Below are 20,944 nucleotides of genomic sequence, written 5' to 3'. Positions count from 1 at the left end.
CGGCCCGCTTGCGCTCATCGCCAGATCGGCGTCAGGTGGGGCGGCGGCGCGCCGTTCTGCATGCCTGGCAGCGACATCGGAAAGTAAGCGGCAGCGACGATGGTGCTCCAGCGGTACTGCATTTTCATAACGGTGGGCAAGCACAGCAGCATGGCAAGCGGAAGCACCCAGGCGGCCAGCACGAGTTGCCAGCCATTGGGCGGCGGCGGCAAGCCGTAGGCGTTCTCGCCGGGAGTGCCGGCCTCCAGCAACGGCCACAAGCCCACCACCAGATTGACGAACGGAATTAAACCCAGCAAGCTCCACCAGCCGGAACGCCCCAAGTCATTCAGGCGCCGGCGCGTCATCACGAACAGCACGCCCAGCAAGGGGATCAGCATCAGCAGCCCCAGCGTGCTCACCAGAGCGCCGAACGGCATCAGTGCGGCCACCATCAGCACGGCAGCAGCGATCAGCAAGCTCGTCAACAGCGACACATACACCAGATAGCGCATGCGCCCGATGCGCCCGTGCAGGGTCAGCAGGCGCGGCGTGCAGCGCGCCTGCACCGGCCCGGCGAGGAACATGTCGGCGCCCGGCGGCGCGTAGGGATTATTCATGGTTCAGTCCAAAAAATGACGGGTGATGCATCGCGCGGCCTCAGTCCGGGGAGCGGAAGGGCAGCCAGGCAAGAAACAGCAACAGCGGCAGTTCCAGCAAGAGCCCCAGCACGACCGCCGCCGTATTCGGTGCGGGCGCGGGGCCGCGCTGGTTTGCCGCCTTGTCACCCGGCGCGAACAGCAGATAGCACAATACAGCGAAATTTATTGGCGGCACCAGGTACAGCAAGCCCCACCGGCGCGCGCGATGCAGGTCGTCCAGCCGCCGCATGACGTACACCAGGGGCAGCAGCAGCGTGAGCGCAAACAGCACCGTGCGCAAAGGTGTGAGGTACGGCCACGCGCTGTTCATGATGCCACCCATGAACAGCAGCGCCACCAGCACGTACGGAGGCAGCAGGGAGTACACGAAAAACCGCAGGCGACCGATCCGTCCGGTCAATGCGAATATGCCTTGCTCGCAGCGCCTGTCCGGCGCCGGCGGCGTGGGGGCCTGCGGTGCCAGGTAAGGATTGTGCATCGTCATCTCCATCAATATCCCGGCAAGGCCCGTGCCCCGCGCATCAGCTTAACTCAGGCACAGGGTGCTTGCCACGCCGGTCTCGCAATCCACATCGACCAGGCGCCCGGCCTGGTCGAACACCAGCAGGCGCCCGTCGTGAAAGCTGAAGCGCGCCGAACTGTGGTGCGGCAGCACGATGCGCGCCCGCACCACGCCATCGTTCAAACTGACGATGCGGCAGCACATCGACCTTTCCTCCTCGCCGACGAGGACCAGCCATCTGCCGTCGATAAGCACCTTGGACGGCCAGCTCAATCCCAGCGCCACCGGCGGCAGCGCCGGCAAGCCGTGCTGCTTCACCAGAATCTGCTCGAAAACCCGGTCGATGCTCACCAGGAACGGCGCCGCCCCCGACGGGCCGGGAAGCATGCGCATGCCCTCGCTCCAGGCGATATCGTTCCACCAGTCGCGCTGGTGCAGATGCCGGCCCGGCTGCTGGTACGACCATTGCTCGAAGCCGTCGGGTACACGCAGCAGGATCGTGAGCGCGCCCGCCCGGTCGGCATAGCCGTCGATCACGCCGGGCAGGCTGGCGACCTGCCACACGATACTCTGATGCTGCGCGGTGGTGTCAAGCACCGCCAGGCGCCGCTCCATGGCCACGTTCCAGGACACGCCGTCGTACTGGCCGGACCAGTGCTGCAGCTCCAGCGTCAGCCAGTCCGACACGCTGCCGCTGATCAGGTCGAGCCGGCTGACACGGTATTTGCGGTCGCGCTTGACCAGCGCCAGCGCGCGCTTGCCATTGTGCGAGATCACCAGATGCTCGGCCGGCACCGGATAGTGGGCCAGCTGGCGCCCGTCGCGCCCGATCCGCACCACGCCGCCTTCGCCCAACGCCAGCAGGTACTGGCCGTCCGGCAGGCAGCGCGCGTACTGGATCGGCATCAGGCCGCGTTCGTCCATGCTCAGCACCAGCGGCTCGACGCGGGCGTTGAGCGGCGTCGCGTCGATGTCGGCCCTGGTTGAAAACACGGGCAGGTCGGCGCTGAGCACCGCGCTGCCGGCCAGCTCGGCCAGCCTGACCAGCGCCTTCTTGTCGAGCCGGCTCAAGCCTTCAATCCGGTCCGGCAGCACCTTGCGCAGCAGCGCCGCGGCGACGCGTCTGGAGGACGCCGACGCCGGCGTGGTGTCCAGCAGCGCCACCGCCAGGCGCGCGCGCAACTGGACGCCGTCCTCGCCTGGCGCGGTCAGCACCGTGTTGATGGCCGCCGCGCTGCTGCGCAGCGTGCCAGGCATCAGCGCCAGCTTGCGCGCCAGCGCCTGCATGCCCAAGGTGCCGCCGCTGCGTTCAGCCTGCACCAGGCAAGCCAGCGCCAGCGAGTGATGCTGCGGCAAGGGCCAGATGGCATCGATCGCCTCGGCCAGGTCGCCGCGGGCGGCCAGGTATTCGGCCCAGTGGCGCCGCAGCGGCGCGGCGTGCTCGCTGTTGCGGCTTTCCAGCAGGCGCACGGCGGCGTCGAAGTCGTTGTGCAGGCGCGCCACCTGGACCGCGCGCTCGATGTCGCCGGCCAGCACCCACAGGCGCACCGCCACCGCCGGCGCCAGTTCCACGGTGGCGGCCAGTTGCGCCGCCTGCAAATAGCGCTCCTTCTTTTCCAGGTAGGTCACCGCTTCCAGGCCGCACTGCAAAAGCTCGGCCAGCACATAGACGGCTTCGTCGATGCGGCCCTCGCGGTCGAGCTGCTCGAAGCTGCGCCGGTAGGTGGCGCGCAGCTGCGCCGACAGATCGCTGTCCAGGCCGATCGCCGTTGCGGCCGGACTGGGACCGCTGATGGTCAGGCTGGTGCGCGGGCGCGGCGTGCCCAGCGCCGGGCGCGCCGCCCCGCCGCCGATGGCGTCGATCGGCACCGCGTGGCGCAGCGCTTGCGCCAGGTCGCCGTTGGCGAACATGTCCAGCATGTTTTGCAGATAATCGGCCTGGCGCCGGCCCAGCAGCGTGGACAAGCGGGTCGCCGACGCCAGCCGCAGCGCCCAGTCCGACAGCAGGCGCGCTAACGGGCCTGGCGGGGCCTGGCGCGCCTGCCCTGCTCCGCCGCCATCTGCCACCGGTTTCACGCCGAACCAGCGCGCCAGCGAGCCGATCACGGCATCGGCGACGACGACGCCGACCGGCGCGCTACGCTCGCGCCGGGCGCCGTGCATGGGCTGTGCGGCCTCGCGCTGGAAGGCGATGCTCTCGGCGCTGCGCTCGGGCATGGCCGCGCCCAGCACCTCTTGCAGTGACATCGGCTGCGCCATGGCTTCCGGGGCCGGCGCGCGCGGCGGCGCCAGCGGCACGCGCAGTGCGACCGACCCAAGCGCCAGCCACGGCGCCGGATCGACGCGCGCTTCCGGCACGGCCGCCTGCGCCACGCCGGCGCGCACCAGCCAGTACGCGCCGGCCGGCAGCGCGGCCAGTTCGGCGTCGCTCAGGGGTGCGCTGCTGAGCACTTCGCCGACCTGGCACAAGGCCAGCGCGTCGAGTGCCTCCACATGCTCCCGGCGCGGCGCGGGCCACGCCAGCAGGAAGCCGCCGCAGGCCTGGAACAGGTGCGAGCCGGCCTGCCAGTGCGCCAGCACGCGCCGGCGCGCTTCGATTTCGCCCAGCAGGGCCAGGTCGAACCACAGTGCGCGCACTTCGCGGCGGCCGCTGAACAGGGGTTGGCGTATTTCAAGGTGCATCGGGTACTCCATCGGGTATGACGTGCAGCAGCGCTTGTTCGTCGTGCAGGTGGCGCACGAACAGCTCGTGCGTGCCGCTCAATATCCAGCAAAACCGGTCGCTGGCCGGGTCCAGCGTGACTTGGGCAATCGGCGCCGTGGTCGTAAGCACCACACGGCGCTGTGTTTCGCCACGCAGCTCCACGCAGCGCCGACTCGGATCGAGCACCAGCAGCGCCAGTTCCGCCCAATCGGCCGGCTCGCTGCGGGTGACGCCGATTACCGTGGCCCCATCATCGATCTCGACATTGCATTGCTCTTTCCCTTGCCCCAGCAGCCACGTTGTTTCCTTGATCGCGGCAGCGATCCGCCACGACCGGGGCTCCTTGCTGGAGCCGATATCGCCGAACAGCACGCGCGTCGACAGCCCTGAAAAAACGAACGCCTCGCGCGGGCTCACAGCGCCATCGCGATAGCACTCCAACGTCGTACAACTGTCTTTAATGCGTGCCCATACCAGTGTGTCGCCGGTCTGGACAACACCCACCACGCCAGTGGCAATCACCTCGAAGACGGTATTGGCATCGGCCGTACTGACCGCGCTCCAGCACACCAGCCGGCCCACCGCATCGAGGACAAAAATCCGTCCGCCAGTGTCGTGCGTGTTCATATGGAACGTCGGCAGCCGCTGCCCCGTTCCACGCGGCGTCGTGAATTGTTCAGGTGGCGGAAGCGGGCATTCGCGCGCGTGAAAAGCACCGTGAAACTGGTTGAACCACACCCTATTTTTAGAGCAAGAAACAGTGCTACCCACCGCGGTCAGGCCAATCACACTTCCCTTTTTTGGACGACGTTGCCGACGTGGAGCGATATACCCCTCGCGCGCGACATCGGACACCTGAAAGTGCAGAGAGCCGCCATCGGCGCGGGCCGTGACGACGCTGTGGCCGCCCAGCGAAAAAATCGGCGCATGCTTGAGCGAGGGCGTATCGTGCCCGCCAATTCGGTCGCGCATTTTGTCGAGCCGCGCATTTCCCGGATGGCGCATCAGGCGCACCGCGCTGGCCGGATCGGGCAAGTCCAGCATCAGCTGGCGCGCCCTGCCCTGCTGGGTAATGGTCACCTGCAGGCGCTCGTCAAGAAGCGGCTGTTCGATGCTGGCGCGCGCCGTCATCCGGTGCAGCACGCCGGCACCGGGGCCGTCGATCTGCCACACATCGGCCAGCAGGTCGACCTGGGCCAGGCAGCGATTCCAGCCATCGCGTTCGGCGCTGCCGACACGCGCCACGGTGCGCGCGTTCATCAAGCGCTCCAGCGCCGGCTGGTCGCAGTCGGCATGCAGCGGCCCGGGTGTCTGCAAGATGCCCCACTCGAAGCTGGCGCCGTCGAGCTGCGCGCGCCGCGCCAGCAGGATGAACAGCGCCATCTGCACCAGGCGCGGTTCGCCCAGCTGCTCGGGACCGGCGTCGAACAGCGCCACGCACACGCGCGCACGGCGCTGCACCTGCGGCTCGGGCGCGGAAAACAGCAGCTCGTGTGCGGCCGCGCGGCGGATGAATTCATCCGGCGCGGCATCAAGCACCCCCCATTCGCTCAGCAGCATTCGCTCGTAGGGACCGCGCCGGGCAATGCTGCCCACGCCGGCGGGGATATCGTCCGCACTCGCCGCCACGCCCGCCATGCGCCCCACCAAAGGCTGCAGGCGCAGCAGCATCTGCCCGAGCGGCGCGACCAGGTCGAGCGGCAGCAGCGAGAGCCACGCGCTCCACGGCGCCAGTTGCGGAGGCAGCATCATGCGGCGCCCCGCTGCTGCGCTGATGCCACATGCAGCAACTCCTCGCTGCCATGCAATGCGCGCACGCTCAATTCGCGGCTGTCGGTCAGCCAGCACAGGCGCTCGCCCGTGGCGTCGAGCACCAGCTGGGCAATCGGCTGTTCGGACTGCAAGACCACGTGGTTTCCGCTTGCGCTGCGCAGTTCCACCGTGCGGCGGTCGGCACTGAGCACCAGTAGGGCCGGCGCGCTGCAAACCGACAGCGCGATGCGCGCCACGCCCATTACCGTGGCCCCATCGCCGATCATGAGCCGGATGGTCACCTTGAAGTTATCGTCGACCAGCAGCCAGTACTGGTCGCTGCGCTGCAAGGCATACAGCCAGCTTGCGCGCTGCCGTGCTGGCGCTGGCGCGCCGAACAGCACACGCTTGACCTGCATTGGGAAATCGGCGATCTCGGCCGGCTCCTTTTCCTTGGCACCCATGGCATACATCGTGGTGCGATTCGCCTCGCTGGTGGCGTAGAGCAGCGTGCGCGCATACTGGATGGCGCCGACCACCTCTTCGGCCACCTGGTGGAAACGGGGCTCGCTTATGTGCTTGTGCTTCTGACCATAAACCGTCCAGCACACCAGCTGCGCGGCGAGATCGAGCATGAACACGCGCGCACCGGCGCCGGTGGGCGAGTGATCGATCAGGAAAAACGTTGGCAGCCAGCCGTCCGCCTTTGGCGGCATCTGGAACTGCTGCGGGGGTGGGCACTTGACCATGCGCGGCGAACCGAAGCCCCTGCCGGGAAAGCGGTCAAACGTCAGGAAATCGTCCCCTTGTTCGACATGGGCCTGCATTGTACCGACCAGGATAAGGCCCAGTGGCGTGGCGTGGCGACGACGCGGTTTGCCCGGCTGCGCCGCACCGCAGGCCTGCACATGATGCAGCACGACGCCGCCCTTTTCCCTGGCTGCGGCGAGCCAGGTGCCGGACAGTCCGAACACCGGTGCCTGCTTCAGCGACAACATATCGTCCACCCGGCTTTTCCCTTGCGGCGGAGGATCGAACGGATGGCGCAGCAAGCGCGCGCCAATGCCTGGCGCCGGCAACTCCAGCAGCAGTTCGCGGGTCGCGCGGCGCTGCGTGATGCTCATCTTCAGGCCCGCATCGAACAGCGGCGCTTCGATGTTCACGCGCGCGCCGGTGCGTGCCAGCGCGCCGCAGCCGGACGCCCCGATCTGCCACACTTCATCCGTCTCGCCGAGCGAGCCAAGGGTCTCGTTCCAGCGGTTCAGGTGAGCCGCGTCGACCCGCGTGAGGGTGCGCGCGTCCAGCCATGCGCGCAGTTTGCGCGACTTGGCATGCAGCGTGGGCGGCTCTTGCAGGACGCCCCACTGGAAGTCGGCGCCGGCCTCCCCGGCGCGGCGCGCCAGCAGGATCATCAGCGCCATCTGCACCAGACGCGGCTCGCCCAGCTGCTCCGGGCCGGCATCGAACAGTGCCACGCACAGGCGCGCGCGACGCTGCACCTGCGGCTCGGGCGCCGAAAACAGCAGCTCATTAGCGGCCGCGCGGCGGATGAATTCGTCCGGCGCGGCGTCAAGCACCGCCCACTCGCTCAGCAGCAGGCGCTGGTACGGCCCGCGCCGCGCGATGCTGCCCGCCCCCACCGGAATGGTATCCGGACTCGCGGCCACGCCCGTCATGCGACCGACCAGGGGCTGCAGGCGCAGCAGCATCTGGCCGAGCGCCTCGGCCATCTCAAGCGGCACCAGCGCCAGCCATTCGCTCCACGGCGCCAGTTGCGGCGGCAGCGTCATTATTCGAGTTCCTGGCCGAGCCACGCCAGGCTGGCGCGGTTGAGCGCGATCGGCTGGCCGATGGGCAGCACTTGTTCAGGCTCGTTCCACAGCAGGAAAGGCAGGCTGGCGCCGCGCGCGGACAGATTGGCCAGCACCAGGTCGAGCGGCAGTTGCGGCACCACATCGGTGGGCAGCCACAGCATGCGCTGGAGCGGCTCCGGGGCGCAGTAGCGCGCGCCGTCGACCCACGGCAGCGCCGCGCCGCGTCCGAGCAGCACCAGCATGTCGCGCGTGGCGACCGCCGTCAGCGCGTCCAGCTGGGCGTCGCTGCACAGGGCCAGGCGTGCCAGTACCTGGCGCATCACCGCGCCTTGCGAGACCTGCCCGCCCGGTTCCGGCGCGGCGCCGGGCCGCGCGATCCATCCCAGCGCGTTCATCAGGCGGACTGCACGGCCACCACCAGCTGCGCGCGGCGCGCCGACAGTTCCGGCGGCAGGCTGTCCTTGCCGAAGTTGGCGTCGATTTCGCGCAGCAGCGCTTCGGCCTCGCCGCGAAAGCCCTCCCCGCGCGCAGCGCCGAGCAGCCGGTCGGCCGTTTCGGCCAGGCGCGCGATGCGGGCCAGCGGCTGCTGCACGGCCGTTTCCACCACGGCCTGCAAGAGCGGATGGCGCGCCTCTGCCAGCAGCTCGCGCAGGGTTTCGCGCGCGCTTTGCTGGCCAGCGGCGCTGGGCACCACGTACACCAGCGGCCACAGGTCGGCGCGGGTGGCAACGTTGCGCCCGGCCAGCACGGCGGCCGCCGCGATCAGTTGCTGGGCCTTGACGATGCGCCGGTCCGACAGATTGATCTGCGCTTTGCGCAACTGCCGGATCGCGTGCGCCAGGTCGGCGCGCACCGCGCCCATGTTCACCTTCGGCACCGCTGCGTGCAGCGCGTCCAGGGTGGCCATGTCGGCGCGCACGCCAACCTTGCGCTGGCCGACCGCCCAGCCGCCGGCCAGCAGGTCTTCCAGGCGCGCGTCCGGCACGGCGTCGACGAACACGTGCAGCAAAAAGCGGTCGGCAAAGGCGGACAGGCTGTCGTCGTCCGGCAGCGCGTTCGAGGCCGCCACGCACAGGCGCAGCGGACAGGCGATGTTGGTATGGCCACGGCGGAACTGGCGCTCGTTGAGCACCCCCAGCAGCGTGTTCAGGATGGCGGTCGAGCCGAGGAACACTTCATCGAGAAAGGCGATGTCGGCCTCGGGCAGCATGCCGCTGACGTCCGTTTCGACCAGACCCTCGCGCAGCTTGCCCAGGTTGACCGCGCCGAACAGTTCGGACGGCTCGGTGAAGCGCCCCAGCAGGTATTCGAAATAGCGTCCACCCAGGCTCTGGGCCACACGGCGCACCACAGCGCTCTTGGCGGTGCCCGGCGGGCCGATCACCAGCAAGTGTTCCTGCGCCACGGCGGCCAGGATCATCAGTTCGGCCAGATGTTCGCGGTTGATCAGGCCATCGGCCGCTTCGCGGATGGCATCGCGCAGGCTGGCTGCGGCTTGGTTGGCTGGGGTGCTCATGGGCGTGTGGATGGCGGCTCGTGCACGCGTCGGTGCTGCAGGAACTTTTGTTGCCTCGGTTTAAGAGTTGCCATTATACCAAACCAGTTGCAGCAAGTTTGTTGTTTTGCAGCACTAATTTGCCCGGCTGCCGCGCACGCTGAAGCGGGTCGCCGCCACCACCTTGTCCTGCGCGTCCACCAGCGCCAGTTCGTGCTCGCCCGCCACCGGCTGCCAGGCGTGACCCGCGCTGGCCGCGCCCAGCGCCACGCCATCGAGCCGCCACGCCAGCCCGGCCGCACCCTGGGCGCGGAACACCACCCGCTCGCGCCCCGCCGGAATATCCGGATCGATGGCGATCACGCTGGCCTGGCCGGGATACAGAATGGCGGCGCGGCGCTGCTCCGCTCCCAGCAGCGTCACCTGGGCACTCTCGGTGCCGCGCACGAACCACTCCCGGCGCGGCGCCTCGAACGCCGGCTGGTAGCCGACCACCTGCTGCACCAGCCCTGGCGGCGCGGCGGGGGCGCGGCTCGGCGTTTGCCGGTGCAGGAAGTCCATCACGTCGCGCCACACCGGGGCCGCCCCGGTCACGCCGGACACGTCCCACATCGGACTGCCGTCGAAATTGCCGACCCAGACCGCCACCGTGTATTTTTCAGAGTAGCCGACGCACCAGTTGTCGCGCATGTCCTTGCTGGTGCCGGTCTTGACCGCGCTCCAGAACGCCGTGGCCAGCTCGTTGCGCAAGCCGAAGGTGAGGCTGCGCGCGGCCCGGTCCGACAAAATATCGCCGATGATGAAACTGGTCCGCGCATCGAGCACCCGTGTTTTTGTTTGCGCCGCGCGCGCCTGCAAGGTGACGCCACCATGCAGGCCGCCATTGGCCAGCGTGCGGTAGGCGTTGGCCAGTTCGAGCAGCGACACGTCGCCCGACCCCAGCGCCAGCGAATAGCCGTAAAACTCGGCCGGCTCGGAGAGGCTGATCATGCCGAGCGCGCGCAGGCGGCCGTGAAAGCGCTCCAGTCCCGTGAGCTGGAGCATGCGCACCGCCGGCACGTTGAGCGAACTGGCAAGGCTGGTGCGGGTGCTGACCCAGCCCTTGAACTGGCGATCGTAATTCTGCGGCACGTAAGGCCCGGCGGCGGTGGCGATTTCGAGCGGCGAGTCGTCCTGCAGCGAAGCGGCCGTGATCGACCCGCGTTCCATCGCCAGTTGGTACAGAAACGGTTTGAGGGTGGAGCCGGCCTGGCGCAGGGCCAGCACGCCGTCGACTTCACTGGCGCCGCCGTTGGCCACGTAAGCGACAATCTCGCCGCTGTCGTTATCGAGCACCACCAGCGCGCCTTGCGTCACGTTGCGCTCGCGCAGGGCCGCCAGATGCTGGCGCAGGCTGTCCTGGGCCTGGCGCTGCAAGGCCGCGTCGAGCGTGCTGCGCACCTGGCGCGCCGCGCCCTTGAGCAGGCGCTGGGCCACCTGCGGCGCCTGCGCTTGCGGTGCGCCGACAGTCGAGCGCGTCAACGCCGCCGCCACGTCCCATTCGATGCCGGCGCAACTGGCGGCCGGGTTGATTTCCTTGGCCAGCACGCAGGCGCGCTGCGCCACCACGCGCGGCGCCGCCGACGGCGCGCGCAACAGGCTCGCCAGGATCGCCGACTCGGCCTGGTTCAATCCCGACGGCGCCTTGCCGAACAGGCCGCGCGAGGCCGCGCCGATGCCTTGCAGCTCGCCGCGAAACGGCACCAGGTTCAGGTAGGCTTCCATGATCTGGGCCTTGCTCCAGCCCCCTTCCAGCTCGCGCGCGGCGCTGGCCTGATCCCATTTCTGGCCCCAGCTGCGTCCTTGCGCGCTGGCGCGCAGGCGTTCGTCGAGCAGCGCCGCAAGCTGCATCGTGATGGTCGACGCGCCGCGCGCGCGGGTGCGCAGCAGGTTGTCCCACGCGGCCTTGCCGAGCGCGCCCACGTCCACCCCGTCGTGCTGCATGAAGCGCCGGTCTTCGGCATGCACCAGCGCCAGGCGCATGGCCGGCGAAATGTCGGCCAGGCCGACCCACGGCGCGCGCCGCAGCGTCATGTCGGTGCGCAGCGACTGGATCGCCACGCCGTGGCGGTCGAGCAGCTCGGCGTCGGACGAGCGGTAAGCCGCCTTCACCTGCTCGGGCGTCGGCACGGCCAGCGCGTTGGCGCACGCCAGCAACAGCAGCGCGGCGATGCGTCGCATCAGCGCCCCACCTCGACCGCCGCGTTGGGCAGCTCGCCCGCCAGTTCGGGGCTGTACAGCGCTTCGACCCGGGTCGGCGGCAGGTTGAAGCGGCCCTGGTTATTCAGTCGCACCGTGTAGCCGATGCTCCATTTGCCTTTCGGGACGAAGTCGTAATACGCGCGGAAGGCGTCGAAGGTGCGTTCCTCGAACACCGGCTGCAACGACTCGCTCGGGCGTTCGGCGCCGGGCAGGGCCTGGGCATCGCGTCCCAGGCCGTTGCCGAGCAGCGTGGCACTGGCCGGAATCGGGTCGTCCAGCGCGACCCAGGTCATGTCGGCCTGCGCTTCGATGTCGAGCCGCACGCGGTAGCTGTCGCCGCGCGACCAGGCGCCCTTGACCTTCTGTTCAAGCGGGGTGATGGTCTTGACGATCCGGTAGCCGTTCGCCAGCGGCGCCTTGAGCTCGACCGCGGCCAGGCTTTGCACGATGGCCCATGGTTTGCCGCCGCCGTTGTGGGACAGGACCAGATCCTGCTGGCCCGCGCCCCACGGATGGCTGACCACGGAGACCCCGCGCGCGTTCCAGTTGGCTTCCTTGACGGTGTTGCCGAGACGCGCGCTGCTGCTGCCGTCGACCGCGTCCCGTTCGAACTTGCGCGAGAATTTATCCAGCGCCAGCACGCCCCAGGCGTTGGCCAGGGTCGAACCCCAGCGCCCTTTCTGCTGGCGTCCCAGGGTGCCGCGCGCGAGGCGTCCCATGTCGCCCTGCCAGGCCGGATCGTCGATCACGGCCAGCAGCAGGCGGTTGGCGTTGGTGTCGGGCGAGGCCATGATCCACCACCAGTGGTCGGCCTTCTCGGTCGAAAACGACAAGCCTGCTCCCTGCAGGTTCAGGCGTGCGCGCAGCACTTGCTGCAACTGCGCCAGCTTGGCGTCGCGCTGCGCCAGTGCGGGGCTGCGCTGCAGGATCAGGTACCAGTCGACGACGGCCGACGTCGGCCACTGGTCTGGATCGATGGTGAACGATTCGAGCAGCTCGGGCACCACCGGGCGCGTGCGCGACAGCGCCTCCAACGCGGCGATCTTGCGCACCGCCGTATCGACGCGGGCCGTGCGCGCGCTGCGCACCACGCGTCCCTGGACGAACTGGCGCAAGCCCTCTTCCATGCGTTCCCTGAGCGCCGGCGCGAGCGGCAGGCCGGCTTCGGCGCTGACCGACAGCAGATAGGCGGTCAGGCTGTCGCTGCCCTGGGTCTGGGTTGGGTAGTACTTGGCCAGGCCATCGGCATCGAGCTGCGCCGGCAAGGCCGCCGCCAGCGCATTCCACATGGTCGCATCGCGCAGGGCCACGGCGCGCGAAGCATCCTGCTCGACGCCGCGGTACTGGTAGGCAGTCATGTAATCGCGCACGGCGGGCAGGCTCTCGCCCAGGCGCGCCACGAAGGTCGCGCGCACGCCGCCCTGGCCAGGCAAGGCGTCCGGCGGCGACTGCACTTTCAGCGTTTGCGGCTGGTCCAGGCGCACCAGGGTGGACTGGATGGTGCGCACCGGTACCGCCGGCAGCACTTTCTGGCTTGAGCGCAGCTGATCGGCACCACCGGCGCTGCGGGCGTCGATGGTCCACGCGAGCGCACTGGCGCCGGCCGGCACCTGATAATCCCAGCCGGCTTCCCGCGCCTGGCCGGCGGCCAGGGTCAGGCTCTGGCGCGCCAGCGCTTTGGCGGCGCCGCCGTCGGCAGCCACGCTGGCGCCAAAATCGACCGTCAACGCGGCATCGGTCGTGTTACGCAAGGTGAAGCCGGCGCGCAGGCGGTCGCCCGCGCGCACCACCGACGGCAAGCCTGGCACCACGATGAGGTCCTGGCTGCTGCGGATCTCGGTCGAACCGGTGCCGAACATGGCGCTGCCGCCGCTGGCCACGGCCACGATGCGGAACGACGTGAGCGTATCGTTCAGGGTGAGCGGCACGCGCGCCTCGCCCTTTGCGTCGAGGACAACGCGCGGCTTCCACAACAGCAGCGTGTCGAACAGCTCGCGGCTGCCCTTGCCGCCGCCACCGCCGGCCGGCAGCGCCTTGCGCCCGAAGTGGCGCTTGCCGACCACCTGCATCTGCGCAGTCGAGGTTTCGACCTGCAGCACGCGTTCCTGCATCATCGCGTTCAGCAAACGCCAGCTATTGTTGGGCATCAGTTCGAGCAGTCCCGTATCGACCGCCGCCAGCGCCACTTCGGTGCCGGCAGGCGCCGGCGAGCCATCGGCGCGCGTCACTTTCAGGGTCACGGTGGCCTTCTCGCGCACCTTGTAATCCTGCTTGTCGGTCGAGACCTGCACTTTCAGTTCGTGCGCGCTCCAGCCCACTTTCACGGGTGCGATTCCGAGCTTGTAGGACGGTTTGCCCAGATCGACCATGGCGGTCGGCTGCACGCCGGCCACGCGGCCGCGCACCACCATCGCCGACACGAACACATTGGGCGCGTACTTGCCCAGCATGGGGATGGTGAAGGCCGGCTCCTTGCCGTCCAGGCGCCGCACGTAGGTGTCGAGGATGCCCTCGCGTTCGACCGTGATCAGCACGGTGGCGTCGCGGAACGGGCTGCGCACCTGGAAGGTGGCGTCCTGGCCCGGTTCGTAGCGTTTGGCCGATGGCAGCAAATCGATGCGGTCGTTGTCGCCGGCCCGGTACCACCATTCGCCGCCGCCGGCCACCCACACGTCGCGCTGGCTGACGGCGGCGCGCTGCTGGCCGTCGACGACGCGCGCGCGCAGCACCAGGTTGCCATCCACCGAGGTCTTGACCGTGCAGCGCAGCAGGCCCCTGGCGTTGGTACGGCCCTGGCAGGCCGGCCCGATGCGCGTGATTTCGCTGCTGTTCTCGTAAGCGTAAAAGCCGCCGATCAGGCGCCGACGGTGCGAATAGTTCAGGCGCTGGAACAAGTCGACGTCGACCGCGGCATTGGCCGCCGGCTTGCCGTCGATGCCGAGCACCACCACCTCGAAGGCGACGCTGTCCTTGCTGTCGTTCCAGTCGTCCGGCTTGATGCCGACCACGTACGACGACGGCCACAGTGCGATCCGGGTCGACGACGACAGGGTCTCGCCGTTGGCGTCCTGGTACGACACTTCGGCCACCAGGTCGCGCGCGCGGTCGCCCACGGGCAGCTGGTCGATCTTCACGCGCGCGCCGCCGGCCTTGTCGAGCACCAGCGCGCGGGTACGGATGTCGGCGGCTTTGACCGCGCCTTCGGCGTCGTCGTCGTCCGCGGCATCCTCGTCGTAGCCGGCTTCGTTTTGCACGCCTTCGCGCACGTCGCCGGCGCCCAGGTTGTAGTCGTCGTAGCCTTCGAACCAGACCACCTTTTCCTCGGTCAGGGTGCGCAGCTTGACCGGCGCCTTGCCGGCCACGCCGCCGGCCAGGTAGCCGACCTGCAAATCGAGATCGAACGACGTGGCGCCGATCAGCGGCGTGGCCGGGCCGTTGAGCAGCGCTTTCATGGTCGGCACGCGGAACTGCTCGACGCGGAAGGTGCCGGCCAGCTGGCCCGCGATCTTGACCTCGTACACCCCAAGCTTGGCGCTGGCGGGAATGACCCACTCGTTGTCGGCGGTGCCGGTGGCGTTCCAGCGCAGCGGCACCTCGTAGCTGCCGTCGCCGCCCTGGTGCGCGACGGTCACGGTGGTGGCGCGCGCTTCGGGGCCGCCGCTTTCAAATTCTATGCCGCGCGAAGCGTGGCGGCGCAGGAAGTGCTTCATGTGCACCGTTTCCCCGGCGCGCAGCAAGGTGCGGTCGAATACGGTGGCGACGATGGTGGTGCTCTGCGAGGGGTTGAACGGCAGGTTGAAGCGCCACGATTCGATCCCGTTCTGCCAGTTCGACATGGTGAAGGTGTAATCGTCACCGCTGCGGGCGCTGATGAACAGGCTGTTGTTGCCTTTGCAGACGCCGCGCGAAAGCGGCTTGTCGATGCGGGCCACGCCGCTGGCGTCGGCCACGCCCTGCCACAGCAGTTTCCCGTTGCAGTCGCGCACCGCGACGGCCGCCTTGGGCACCGGACGGCCCTTCTCGAGCGAGGTGACCCACACCAGCGACGAATCGGCGCCATGCTTGAAGTGGGCCGCCATATTGGTCACCAGGGCAGCCGCACTGACGTAGGCCTTGGTGTTTTTTGCGTCGAACAGGGCCACGCCCAGCTTGGGGCTTTCCAGTTCGATGACGTAAAAACCCGGCTTGGGCAGCGCGATGCCGATCACCTCGAACGCGCGCCCGCCGCCGGGTGCCGGCAAGGAAAACGGCTCCGGCTTGCCGCTTTTCAGGCCGGCGAAGACCGATTTTTTCAGCTCGTCGCCCGACAGTTCGCCGACCTGCCAGCTGTTGCCCGCCAGGCGCTTCATCCAGGCCATCACGTCGAGATCCTGGCGCTCGCCCTGCACGTCGATGCGCAGCATGGCGCCGGCGCTGCGCAGTTTTCCGGACAGCTTGGCTTCGATGTTACGCACCGTGACCGGCAGCAGGCGCTCGGTGCGCGCTTCGATGATGCCGAAACGGGCCGGGAATTTGAGCAGCGGCGGCAGCGTATCGATCGCGATCGTCATCGGGAACTGGCCCTGGTTGACCAGGGCGCGCCCGGCGTCGTCCTTCATCGCCGGCGGCAGTGCCAGTTGCAGGCTGCTTTTCTCGGCAAACGGGCCGCGGAAGTACACGTTGCTGACCGGGGCGGCGCGCGCCGTGTCGCCATCCCAGGTGGGACGATACTGTTTTCCGTCGGCGCCGGTGAGCGTGATTTTGTCGGCCTCGGCGCGCGTGACCGGTTCGGTGAAGGACAGGCGCAGCGGCGTGAGCGGAATGCAGGGGCCCTTGGCGGTCAGGTAATCGCAGCTGAAGTGCGCGGTGAAGTCGCGCCGGGTGGTAAAGCCGAGCGCCTGGTCGGCACTGGAGGCCACGCCGCCGAGCCCCTCGATGCCGGCGGCCCAGACCAGCGACACGCTAGCCGCGGCCGGCAGGCTGCGCTTGCATTGCACCAGCGCCAGCGGCAAGTCGTCCTTGCCCTTGGGGGCGGTGCCGCCGCGCTGCACGTACTCCTTGATATAGCGGTCCACATAGCTCTTGCGCGCTGCCAGTACCTGGTCGCGTTCGGCCCCGGCCAGCACCCGCACGCCAATGCGTTCGTTGATGCCTTCCACGCCGCAGTACGCCTTGGCGGCGATGCTGGCCGGGCGCGCCGGCGCGTCGAGCGCCAGCACGAACACCTGCTGCTCGTCGACCCGGTTGCCCTGGCGCGGGCTGCTTTCGCGCACGCTTGGCCCGCCGGTCTCAAAAGCGAAGCGCGCCGTGCCGGCCAGGGGCTGGGCCGCCAGGTCGCGCGCGTCGGGCTTGAGGGTGAAGCTGCAGCGCACGCCGGGCGGCACATCGCGCGCGAAATCGTAGCTCCAGATGCGCGCGTCGATCCAGCGCCCGCTGCCCGGCTCCGCGCAATCGATGGCGAACGGATCGCCCAGGCGCTGGTCGCCGAAGGTCACCATGGGGGCACTGAAGCGCGCCGTCACCTGGCGCACCGCTTTCACCGGGCCGGTGGGCGCGAATGCCTCGACCGTGGTTTGCGCCTGCGCCGCCAGAGACAGGCAGGCCAGAGGCAGCAGGATCAATCGTTTGGACGGGGCGCGCATGGGTTCTCCAGGAGGGGCGGTAGCCAATCCTGGGGCCGCACGGCGGGGGCAGGCTTGGCGGGAATCAAGACAGGCGGCGAGTGTTGCAAACATCCCAGGGGCTGTCAACAACATTACTGTTTTGATACGCGTCATGACGGATGCCGGAAGTCATCCAGTATCGTCACGCCGCTATCACCGTCTGATCGAGTGTCACTCACCGCCGGGATGAATCGTCATCCTGCGCGCCCATCCACGAACCCCAAGTCATGCATCAGATGCATGTTGTCGGGATGCCCATCCGCTCGAAGCGTAGCGCCGCCGCGTCTCGTCCCGTGCCGGCGAAGATCCGCTGCGATTGCCGGGATCCGCCCCGACGCGGGGCGCGTCCCCGCCCACGCGTTGTTCCACCAACCCGCTCAGAGAGCCTTCCGCCACCCTGAACGTTCCCAGCATGCCGGTCCTGCCCGCGGGTTGGCTTACACCAGATTCGGTGATACCGCACACACTTTGCCCTCGGCTGGCCGCGGCGCTGCCGGACGCGTTGCCGCTGGCGTGGGCGGATTGAGGGGAAATGGCGGGTGGAAATTGCGCTTCGAGCATGGCAGGCCTCCGGTTAATGAGTCATCATAGTATCCTCAGGGCAACATTATGAGGATAGGCGGACAAGACGCGACTGTGTAGGACATCGCGCCATGTGGGAGGTTGCGGACCAGGAGAGCGACCCAAATCGCCCGAATGGATCGCGAAGTCGACGGCGGGCCGCAGCGGGAAATGGCCATTTACAATGACGCCGTTGGCGCCGTGGGATCCGCGCGGCCTGAACCCACCTGAGAGGAGGAACAGGATGAAAATTGCAGGTTACCGCTCAATCAGCAACATGAAGAGGCTGCGAGTAAGGCTCGCATGGCAACGAAAGCGCCTTCGTTGCTTTATCGACAACCCGACGTTCGACTTCCGTTTCAAGCTGATCGCCATGTCGATCCTCAGTCCGGTCATTCCGGTCGCCGCAGGACTGCTGGCGTCATATGGCCTGCTGGCGCCCAAGCAAGCGTTCGTTTGTTACATGGCGGGCGCGCTATTGGGCCTGCTGGTCCTGGGGACGCTGGCGACGCGTTTCATCGACCGCCACTTCGCCGAATTCAAGTCGGCAAAAATCATTGGATTGGCATTGCTCGGGCTGGCGACCTATTACGCTCATGGCCAAGCCGCAGTCGAGGTGAACGCCATATTCCAGGTCGACGCCTCGGCCTTGCCGCGCGCGACGGCTGCCGCGTCTGCACTGGTGCTGGCGAACTGGATCTACCCGGCGCTCGTCGTGCCCATTCTGTTCGGGAGCATGGTCCTGGTGCTCTACTACGCGAGCAAGGCTCAGCACGGCAATATGGCGATCGCATTCGCGATCTGCATGTCGTCCGCCTTATGGGCCGGGCTGATCAACTTCCAAGCCGCGCCCGACCGCACACGCAAGAGCAACCTCTATCAGATTGCCCTTGAAATGGACTTCAACAAGCGATCCACGTGCATCGGCGTCCCCGCCGATGCCGAGGGCGTCGTCTTCATCGGGCCCGATCAGCGCCGCGCGATCGTCGCTCCGCGACTGGCCGAAATCGAACGCAGTCCGAATTCTATTTTTAAAGAGGTCAAGGTGCCGGAAAAATTCGAGAAAGTCGATTGCACTTAGGGTTTGTCCGGCAAAACTCAATGCGAAAGGCATGCTTCCTCCTGACGGTGATTTCGCCAGGCTTTATCTCGCGCATCCACGTCTTCGATGCCGCACAGGCAATGACGGAGTGATGGTAGCGCGGCCGCCGGGAGTCCGCGCAACGACGGATGGGCTCGTGTGCGGCGCGACAGGATTATGGTTAGAATGTTCGGCTAACTTGCCGCCGCGAAGCTCCCGCGCGCAGCGCCCACTCAAGAGGCCCGCATGACCCTGAATTTTCCGCTGATCCTGAACCTGGCTATCGCACTGGGCGTGTGCTTTCTCCTCTACAAGATGCAAGAGGCGCATGCCTCGTTCACCAGGCGCGTATTCACCGGCCTGGGCCTGGGCGTACTGCTGGGGGCGGCGTTCCAGCTCATCTACAGCGTGCCCTCCCCGATCATCACCGAGACCAATGCGTATCTCGACATCATCGGCACCGGCTACGTCAAGCTGCTGCAAATGATCGTCATGCCGCTGATTATGGTCTCGATCATCGCCGCCATCCTCAAGCTGCGCGATGCCTCGTCGCTGGGCAAGATCAGCGCGCTGACCATTGGCATCCTGATGCTCACCACCATGGTGGCGGCCGGCATCGGCATTCTGATGGCCAAGCTGTTCGGCCTCACCGCCGTGGGCCTGACCGCCACCGCCGCCGAAGTGGCGCGCGGCGATTATCTGAAGGGGCACCTGAACACGGCCCAGGCGATCTCGCTGCCGAGCATGATCATCAGCTTCATTCCCGCCAATCCTTTCCTCGACATGACCGGCGCGCGCAAGACCTCGACCATCGCGGTGGTGCTGTTTTCGATTTTCGTGGGCATCTCGGCGACCGGCATTGCGGCCAAGCAGCCGGACATCTTCGACGCTTTTGAGCGCTTCATCAAGGTTGCGCACGCGATCATCATGCGCATGGTGACCCTGGTGCTGCGCCTGACCCCGTTCGGCGTGTTCGCGCTGATGACGCAAGTGGTGGCGGGATCGAGCCTGGACAGCATCGTCAAGCTGCTCAGTTTTGTCACGGCTTCGTACAGCGCCCTGCTGCTGATGTTCTGCGTGCATTTACTGCTGATCAGCGCCTCCGGCCTGAACGCGGTGCGCTACGTGAAGAAAATCTTCCCGGTGCTCGCCTTTGCGTTCACCTCGCGCACCAGCGCCGGCTCGATTCCGATGTCGGTACAGACCCAGACCAGCCGTCTCGGCACGCCGGAAGGCATCGCCAACTTCGCCGCCTCGTTCGGCTCGACCATCGGCCAGAACGGCTGCGCGGGCATCTATCCGGCCATGCTGGCGGTGATGATCGCACCGACGGTCGGCATCGATCCGATGACGCTCGGCTTCATCGCGCCGCTGATCGCCATCATCACGGTCGGCTCGGTCGGCGTGGCCGGCGTGGGTGGCGGCGCCACCTTCGCGGCGCTGATCGTGCTGTCGGCGATGGACTTGCCGGTGGCGCTGGCGGGCTTGCTCATTTCCATCGAGCCATTGATCGACATGGGCCGCACCGCGCTCAACGTGAGCGGCTCGATTACCGCCGGGACGGTCACCAGCCGCGTGCTCGGTCAGACCGACATGAATGTCTTCAACAGCGACGCCCCACTCAATCTCGATGCCGACGAGAAAGCGGCGTAAACATTACGCTACAACTGGTTGTATCGTGCGCTGATCCGCCGCCGAATCCGTCTATGATGACGTCGTGTCAACATTTCAACGGCAGGCGAATCGATGGAACAAAAGTGGCCCCAACAGATCTGGCTGGTCAGGCATGGACAAAGCGCCGGTAACGTCGCCCGCGATGCGGCGGAAGCGGCGGCCGGCCTGCTGATCGATATCGCCGAGCGCGATGTCGACGTCCCCCTCTCCCCGCTCGGCGTCGAACAGTCGCGCGCGCTGGCAGGCTGGTTTGCCGCCATGCCCGCAGACCAGCGTCCGAATGTGGTGCTGCATTCCCCTTACGTGCGCGCGGCCGAGACCGCCCGTATCATCATGGAGCAGCTCGGCCCGGACAGCCTGATGGCGGTGCACGTGGACGAGCGCCTGCGCGAAAAGGAATTCGGCATCCTCGACCGCCTGACCACGCTCGGCATCAAGCACAAGTATCCGGAACTGTACGAACAGCGCCAGCACGTGGGCAAGTTCTACTTCCGCCCGCCCGGCGGCGAAAGCTGGTGCGATGTGATCCTGCGCCTGCGCAACATCATCGACACCATCACCCGCGAGTTCTGCAACGAACGCGTGCTGATCGTCGGCCACCAGGTCACGGTCAATTGCTTCCGCTATCTGTTCGAGCGGCTCGACGAAGCGTCGATCCTCGCCTTCGACCGGGCCGGCGACGTGCCGAACTGCTCGGTGACCTCGTACAGCTTCAATCCGCACGATGGCAAGCACGGCAGGCTCGGCTTGCAACTGACTAATTTTGTCGCTCCCCTGGAAGTGGCAGGCACGCCGGTCACGGTTCAAAAAGATGTGCCCGCTGCTCCGAAAGCGTAG

At 67.6% G+C, this 20,944-nt stretch carries 12 protein-coding genes; 3 read left to right on the top strand and 9 right to left on the bottom strand.

What is annotated here, in order from left to right:
* Positions 1-14: 14 nt before the first annotated feature.
* The 9 genes from RBA40_RS04765 to RBA40_RS04725 form a co-directional block, all read right to left on the bottom strand.
* Positions 15-599, bottom strand: a complete 585-nt coding sequence (locus tag RBA40_RS04765; protein ID WP_306646392.1) for a DUF805 domain-containing protein — start codon at positions 597-599, stop codon at positions 15-17.
* A 40-nt stretch (positions 600-639) separates the two neighbouring features.
* The gene (locus RBA40_RS04760) at positions 640-1,119 is read right to left on the bottom strand and encodes a DUF805 domain-containing protein (protein ID WP_306646390.1); all 480 of its coding nucleotides are present in this window, start codon (positions 1,117-1,119) and stop codon (positions 640-642) included.
* Positions 1,120-1,167: 48 nt separating this feature from the next.
* On the bottom strand, positions 1,168-3,825 hold the full coding sequence (locus tag RBA40_RS04755) for a bpX6 domain-containing protein (RefSeq protein ID WP_306646388.1): 2,658 nt from the start codon (positions 3,823-3,825) through the stop codon (positions 1,168-1,170).
* The gene (locus RBA40_RS04750; RefSeq protein WP_306646387.1) at positions 3,815-5,599 is read right to left on the bottom strand and encodes a hypothetical protein; all 1,785 of its coding nucleotides are present in this window, start codon (positions 5,597-5,599) and stop codon (positions 3,815-3,817) included. The genes RBA40_RS04755 and RBA40_RS04750 overlap by 11 nt, the downstream gene beginning before the upstream one ends.
* Positions 5,596-7,389: a hypothetical protein gene (locus tag RBA40_RS04745; RefSeq protein WP_306646385.1), complete on the bottom strand. Its 1,794-nt coding sequence runs from the start codon at positions 7,387-7,389 to the stop codon at positions 5,596-5,598. The genes RBA40_RS04750 and RBA40_RS04745 overlap by 4 nt, the downstream gene beginning before the upstream one ends.
* The gene (locus RBA40_RS04740; protein ID WP_306646383.1) at positions 7,389-7,808 is read right to left on the bottom strand and encodes a bpX5 domain-containing protein; all 420 of its coding nucleotides are present in this window, start codon (positions 7,806-7,808) and stop codon (positions 7,389-7,391) included. The genes RBA40_RS04745 and RBA40_RS04740 overlap by 1 nt, the downstream gene beginning before the upstream one ends.
* The gene (locus RBA40_RS04735; RefSeq protein ID WP_306646382.1) at positions 7,808-8,929 is read right to left on the bottom strand and encodes an AAA family ATPase; all 1,122 of its coding nucleotides are present in this window, start codon (positions 8,927-8,929) and stop codon (positions 7,808-7,810) included. Before RBA40_RS04735 ends, RBA40_RS04740 begins: the two co-directional genes overlap by 1 nt.
* Before the next feature lie 114 nt (positions 8,930-9,043).
* Entirely contained in the window at positions 9,044-11,128 is a 2,085-nt protein-coding gene (gene pbpC / locus RBA40_RS04730; RefSeq protein ID WP_306646380.1) for a penicillin-binding protein 1C, read from the bottom strand.
* Positions 11,128-16,770: an alpha-2-macroglobulin family protein gene (locus RBA40_RS04725; RefSeq protein WP_306646378.1), complete on the bottom strand. Its 5,643-nt coding sequence runs from the start codon at positions 16,768-16,770 to the stop codon at positions 11,128-11,130. Before RBA40_RS04725 ends, pbpC begins: the two co-directional genes overlap by 1 nt.
* An 826-nt stretch (positions 16,771-17,596) precedes the next feature.
* On the opposite strand from RBA40_RS04725, the gene RBA40_RS04720 reads away from it, so the two are divergent.
* The 3 genes from RBA40_RS04720 (at position 17,597) to RBA40_RS04710 (ending at position 20,944) form a co-directional block, all read left to right on the top strand.
* Positions 17,597-18,433, top strand: a complete 837-nt coding sequence (locus RBA40_RS04720) for a hypothetical protein (RefSeq protein WP_306646377.1) — start codon at positions 17,597-17,599, stop codon at positions 18,431-18,433.
* A 246-nt stretch (positions 18,434-18,679) separates the two neighbouring features.
* A complete protein-coding gene (locus RBA40_RS04715) occupies positions 18,680-20,086 on the top strand; it encodes an L-cystine transporter (protein ID WP_306646375.1) in 1,407 nt (468 codons plus the stop codon).
* 93 nt (positions 20,087-20,179) lie between these two features.
* Positions 20,180-20,944 carry a histidine phosphatase family protein gene (locus RBA40_RS04710; protein WP_306646372.1) on the top strand — a complete coding sequence of 255 codons (765 nt, stop codon included), beginning with the start codon at positions 20,180-20,182 and terminating at the stop codon, positions 20,942-20,944.

The sequence above is a fragment of the Massilia pseudoviolaceinigra genome (genome assembly GCF_030846505.1).
GTDB lineage: Bacteria > Pseudomonadota > Gammaproteobacteria > Burkholderiales > Burkholderiaceae_D > Telluria_A > Telluria_A violaceinigra.
This window is presented reverse-complemented; position numbering and strand designations above follow the sequence as displayed.